Annotated in this window: 6 protein-coding genes; 2 read left to right on the forward strand and 4 right to left on the reverse strand. The window is 61.2% G+C overall.

All coding sequences use genetic code 11. The features are described from left to right. The 4 genes from mnmE to rpmH all read right to left on the reverse strand — a co-directional run. The coding region (gene mnmE / locus PF446_RS05020) for a tRNA uridine-5-carboxymethylaminomethyl(34) synthesis GTPase MnmE (RefSeq protein WP_298070157.1) at positions 1-1,178 on the reverse strand (1,178 nt) is incomplete at its 3' end. 52 nt (positions 1,179-1,230) lie between these two features. After that, positions 1,231-3,015, reverse strand: coding sequence for a membrane protein insertase YidC (gene yidC / locus PF446_RS05025; protein WP_298070153.1), 1,785 nt, complete (start codon positions 3,013-3,015; stop codon positions 1,231-1,233). 113 nt (positions 3,016-3,128) lie between these two features. Next, a complete protein-coding gene (gene rnpA, locus PF446_RS05030; protein WP_298070154.1) occupies positions 3,129-3,482 on the reverse strand; it encodes a ribonuclease P protein component in 354 nt (117 codons plus the stop codon). A gap of 11 nt (positions 3,483-3,493) precedes the next feature. Next, on the reverse strand, positions 3,494-3,628 hold the full coding sequence (gene rpmH, locus PF446_RS05035; RefSeq protein ID WP_298070155.1) for a 50S ribosomal protein L34: 135 nt from the start codon (positions 3,626-3,628) through the stop codon (positions 3,494-3,496). A gap of 196 nt (positions 3,629-3,824) precedes the next feature. Between rpmH and dnaA the strand changes: the two genes are divergently transcribed. Further along, entirely contained in the window at positions 3,825-5,165 is a 1,341-nt protein-coding gene (gene dnaA, locus PF446_RS05040; protein ID WP_298070156.1) for a chromosomal replication initiator protein DnaA, read from the forward strand. A 210-nt stretch (positions 5,166-5,375) separates the two neighbouring features. Then, the coding region (locus PF446_RS14395; RefSeq protein ID WP_343224655.1) for a hypothetical protein at positions 5,376-5,461 on the forward strand (86 nt) is incomplete at its 3' end.

The raw sequence follows: 5,461 nt of genomic DNA on the forward strand, positions 1-5,461 counted from the left end.
GTTGCGGTGCGCTCCAGGGCCAGCACGTGGCGTCGCCGCGCGCTGAAGGCACCCTCCATGTCGCTGCCTGCATGCCGCTGCAACAGTTTGCGCAGCAGGGTCATGCCTTCGCCGGTTCGTGCAGACAGCCACAGCCAGTGTTCTTCGCCAACGAGCTCCACCCGTGGTTCCTGCCCGGACACGTCGATCTTGTTGACCACGACCACCCGCACCGAGCCCTGCGCAAGACCGGCAAACAGGATTCGATCGTCCATTGCGTGCGTGGCGTCGGTGACCAGCAGGGCCAGATCGGCGTGCGCCATGTGCTCACGTGCACGGCGCACGCCTTCACGTTCCACGGGATCGTCGCTGTCACGCAGCCCGGCGGTGTCCAGCAACTCGATCGCCGTGCCGTCCAGGTCCAGGTGTTCGCGCACTACATCGCGCGTAGTGCCTGCGATTTCGGTGACAATGGCGCGTTCGGAGCCGGCCAGGGCGTTCATCAAACTCGACTTACCCACGTTGGGTCGACCGATGATGGCCACGCTCAGCCCATCATTCAGGCGCACGCCGCGACGCGCGGCCTTGAGCAAGGTATCCAGCGACTCCTGCACGTTCCGCATGTGCTCGCTGATCGCCGGATCGGCCAGAAAATCGATCTCCTCCTCGGGGAAGTCGATCGCCGCTTCGATGTGCACACGCAGGGCGACAAGCTGCTGCTGCAATGCATGCACCTGTTCGGAAAACACACCCTCCAGGGAACGCATGGCTGCACGTGCAGCGGCTAGTGAACGACTGGCCACAAGGTCGGCAACGGCTTCGGCCTGGGCCAGGTCCAATTTGCCGTTGAGAAAGGCCCGTTCGGTGAATTCACCCGGCCGCGCCAGCCGCGCCCCCAGTGTGCACACGCGCTTGAGAAGCAGATCCATCAGTACGTGGCTGCCATGGCCCTGCAGCTCAAGCACATGCTCCCCGGTATAGGAGGCCGGGGCAGGAAAATACAGCAACAGCCCATGGTCGATCTGGGTACCGTCCGCTTCGAGGAAACGGCACAGGGAGGCATGCCGCGGTGCGGGCTTGTGCCCCAGCAAGTGTTCGGCAAGCGTCGGTACGTTGGGACCGGATACCCGGACCACACCGATGCCGCCCACGCCACGTGCGGTGGCGATGGCAGCGATCGTTTCGCTGGTCTGGGGCATGCGATCCACGGGTACGATCATGGCGCAGCTCGAAAGGCCGCGCCACGAAACATCAGGTCGGCTTGGCTTTGCCGCGACGCTTGCCGTCCTCGGCATCGAATTTGCGCATCACCCACCACTGCTGGCCCACGCGGCACAGGCCGTTGACCAGGTAGTACAGCACCAGGCCAGCCGGGAAAAAGGCGAAGAACACCGGGTAGATGATCGGCATCCACTTCATGATCTTGGCCTGGGTCGCGTCCATACCCGCGCTCATCGGCATCAGCCGCTGGGTCATGAGCATCACGCCCATGTAAAGGACCGGCAACACGAAGTACGGATCGGCCGCGGAAAGATCATGGATCCAGCCGAAGAACGGTGCCTGGCGCAGTTCCACACTCTCGCGCAAAACGGTGTACAGGGCAAAGAACACCGGGATCTGGATCAGGATCGGGAAGCAGCCCGCAACCGGGTTGATCTTCTCTTTCTTGTACAGCTCCATGGTGGCCTGCTGCAGCTTCTGCTTGTCGTCACCGTAACGCTCCTTGAGGGCGTCCATGCGCGGCTTCAGCTTGCGTGTCTTGGCGGCCGACCGGTACTGCGCTGCATTGAGCTTGTACAACAACACGTTGATAAGCAGCACCACCAGGATGATGGCCAGGCCCCAGTTGCCGGTCAGGCCGTGAAACCAGGTCAGCAGCATGTGCATGGGTGCGGCCACCACGGTGAACATGCCGTAGTCGACCGACAAGTCCAGACCCGGGGCGATCCGGCCCAACTCGTTGCGCAGTTTCGGGCCGGCATAAAGGCGCGCTTTGGTGCTGGTGCTTGCACCCGGGGCAACGGTGAAGCCCGGTCCGATATCGCGGATCAGGTAGCGCGTGGGCGTGGCGCTGGACACCACGTGGGTGCTGAACTGCTGGGTCGGCTTGTCTGCCGGCAACCAGGCCGCCATGAAATAGTGCTGCTCCATGGCGACCCAACCACCCGTCACCTTGCGATTCAGGGACTGCTTGCCGTCCTTGTTGAAGTCCTCGAACTTGATCGTGTTGAACTTCTTGTCGGGGCCGTACCAGGCCGCTCCGAAGAAGCTGTAGCGCGACTGGTCCGAGTATTTGGCCAGGAAGTTGCTGTGCTTGGTGGGCGGTGGCACCACACGCTGCAACTGACGATACGGCCAGCCGGTCCAGGGTTTGCTTGATCCATTGTCGATGCGTTGTTCCAGCCCGACCACGTAGCTGCCGCGGGTGAAGGTGTACTGCTTGACCACCTTGATGCCCTGGCCATTGGTCCAGTCCAGATCCACCGCCAGGGTCTTCTGATCGGGCTCGAGCTGATAGCTGGCCTTGGCTGCGTGGAACATCGCACGCTGGTCGGGTGCATCACCGCTACGGCTGAGCAGGCCATCCTGAGCCACGAAAAAACGGCTGCGGCTGTCGTTCAACAACCGTACCGAGTGGCTGGATTTCAACTTCTTGGGATATTTCAGCAAGTCCGCGCGAATGATGCTTCCGCCGCGACTGTCGATCGTCACGCGCAGCACATCCGTGGTGACCGTAACCAGGGCCCCGTGCTTGATCACACTCGGCCTGGTCGGCGCGCTGACGGGAGCCGCTGCCGGTGTGCTGGGGGTACCCGGCGCATCCGCTGTCCCGGCGCTTTCGGCCACTGCCGGAGCAGAGGAAGCCTGGGGCACGCTGCTATCGGCCAGATCCGGGGCCTTCGCCTTGCCCTGAGTGGCTGCGGCAGCTGGCGTCGCAGTTACCGCAGGCGTGTGGTAATCCTGCTGCCACTGGTTCCACAACAGGTAACCGACGAACAGGAGCGCCAGAAGCAGGAACGAGCGCGTTTGGGGCATGACGTGAAATCCGGGTGGCGGAACGGCGCACTTGGCGCGGCTCATGAAACCTGCAATGGCAGCCTAGAAACGAGCGTGTCAGCTCGCGATTGTGCCGGGCGAGAGGGCGGGCATCAACGGTTGGACAGGCGTACGCGTTGCCAGAGCTTGTCCAGTTCAGCGCGCAGTTCGCTGCGGGAACACAGTGCAGCCTTCGCGTCAGCGATGATCAGTATGTCCACGGCTGACAGATGCGGACGTGCCTGCCGAAACGATTCGCGCACGATGCGCTTGATCCTGTTGCGGTCCACAGCGCGCTTGGAGACCTTGCGCGATACGGCTTGGCCCAGACGTGCAAAACCGACCGTGTTGCCCCTGTAGCGGACGCGAAAACATGCGCAGCCAAGGCGACCGGTCGGCTTTCGCAGTGCGGCAAAATCAGCTGCGCGTCGGAGCCGTGATTCGCACGGCAGGCCGACGGCGGACATGACCAGACCGCTTACGGAATCAGGCGTTTGCGGCCCTTGGCGCGGCGCGCATTGATGATCTTGCGACCATCAGCTGTGCGCATGCGGGCGCGAAACCCGTGGGTACGAGCGTGCTTGAGCTTGCTCGGCTGGTACGTGCGCTTCATGGCGTGCTCCAGAAAAAAGCGGGGAAAAAGACGCGGAAGTATGCGAAGCATGCGCCATGCTGTCAAGCCCAGCCGCTTAGCAATATGCCGTTGCGACACCCTTACATCCACCGCAGTGTGTCCGTTTCATGCTGCTAGACTGAGGACTTGCGATGCGCGACCTGCGCATGGATGGGCCGAGTTTGGTGGATGTTTGATGAGTGACTTATGGCGGCGCTGCCTAGAGCGCCTTGAAGGTGAGTTCAATGCCGAGGACCTCAACACCTGGCTGCTGCCGCTGCAGGCGCGTGAGGAAGAGGGTGGCCTGCGCTTGTACGCGCCCAACAACTATACCCTTGATGTTGTCCGCAGCGACTATCTCGATCACATCCGCAGCGTGCTGACCCATATCAACGGACAAGCCCTTCCGGTACACATCAGCGTCGGATCCGCCGGCGGATCCCACCCCGGCACATCGGCCGGAAACGCGCGCGGGAATGTCAGCACGGGCGCTGCCATGACCCCGTCTGCTGCGCCGACCCACAACCTCGATCCACACTACACCTTCGAGACCTTTGTCGAGGGCAAGTCCAACCAGCTGGGCAAGGCCGCCGCGATGCAAGTGGCGCAAAACCCGGGGCGCGCCTACAACCCGTTGCTGCTCTACGGGGGCACGGGTCTGGGCAAGACCCATCTGATGCATGCGGCCGGCAATCTCATGTGTTCGGAAAAACCGGGTACAAGGGTCCTGTACCTGCGATCGGAGCAATTCGTCAGCGCCATGATCGAGTCCCTTCGCGCCAAGAACATGGATGCCTTCAAACGGCGTTTCCGATCGATCGACGCGCTGCTGATCGACGATATCCAATTCTTTGCCGGCAAGGACACCACGCAAGAGGAGTTTTTCCACACCTTCAATGCGCTGTTCGAAGGCAAGCAACAGATCATCCTGACTTGTGACCGCTATCCGAAGGAAGTGGAAAAGCTCGAGCCCAGGCTCAAGTCACGCCTCGGCTGGGGCCTGTCGGTGGCCATTGAGCCTCCTGACTTCGAAACCCGCGCCGCGATCCTGTTGTCCAAGGCCCATGAAAAGGGCGTGGACGTGCCCGAGGATGTTGCGATGCTGCTGGCGCGCCGTATCCGCTCCAACGTACGCGACCTGGAGGGTGCGCTGAACACGCTGGCGGCACGCGCCAATTTCTTCGGTCGCGCGATCAACGCTGATTTTGCGCAGGAAACCCTGCGCGATCTGCTCAGCACGCATGCCCAAGCCGTCACCATTCCGAATATCCAGAAGACCGTGGCTGACTACTACCAGGTGCGCCTTTCGGATCTGCTTTCCAAGCGCCGGGTGCGCTCCCTGGCACGACCCAGGCAATTGGCCATGACCCTGACCAAGGAGTTGACCGAGCACAGTCTTCCGGAAATCGGTGAAGCCTTTGGCGGGCGCGACCATACAACGGTGATGCATGCCTGTCGTACTATTCGAGCCTTGATGGAAAAGGATGCGCGCATCAAGCAGGATTGGGAGCAGTTGATCCGTATACTTACAGGCTGAAAAGCTGTGGATAACAAGTGGATCTGGCGCGATACGCGACTTGTCCACAATTCAAACACAGGAAGCAAGACCAGAACTGCACTGGATTGATCTTCTCAAGCTATTGAAAGAAAAAGATATTTAAGGCTTCTCCAGTCATCCACAGGACCAGCCACTACAGCTTTTTTCTTTAATCAACAAACCAATAGAGATCGGGATAGGGGCATAGACATGCAATTCGGGATTCAACGTGAAGTGCTGCTCAAGCCCTTGCAGCAGGTGGTTGGAGTGGTCGAACGGCGGCAGACATTGCCGGT

The sequence above is a fragment of the Oleiagrimonas sp. genome (assembly GCF_027858935.1).
Lineage (GTDB): Bacteria > Pseudomonadota > Gammaproteobacteria > Xanthomonadales > Rhodanobacteraceae > Oleiagrimonas.